Consider the following 323-nt stretch of genomic DNA (forward strand, 5'->3'; position numbering starts at 1 on the left):
GAGCCGGGGTCGTCCACCCAGTCGACCGGGACCTCGTGGATCCTCAGCCCGGCCCGCTCGGCGAGCACCAGCAGCTCGGTGTCGAAGAACCAGCCGGAGTCCTCCACCAGCGGCAGCAGCCGTTCGGCGACGTCGCGCCGGATGGCCTTGAACCCGCACTGGGCGTCGCTGAAGCGGGCCGCCAGGGAGGAGCGCAGGAGCAGGTTGTAGGCACGGGAGACGAACTCCCGCTTCGCTCCGCGGACCACGCGGGAGGAGCGGGCCAGCCGTGTGCCGATCGCGAGGTCGGAGTGGCCGGAGACGAGCGGGGCGACCAGCGGCAG

At 72.8% G+C, this 323-nt stretch carries 1 pseudogene; it reads right to left on the minus strand.

The window, feature by feature from the left end:
• Positions 1–323 (minus strand): annotated as a pseudogene (locus EF903_RS33610) (glycosyltransferase family 2 protein); the annotation flags it as partial.

Origin of the sequence: Streptomyces sp. WAC05292 (assembly GCF_003949955.1) — a bacterium.
GTDB classification, from domain to species: Bacteria; Actinomycetota; Actinomycetes; order Streptomycetales; family Streptomycetaceae; genus Streptomyces; species Streptomyces globosus.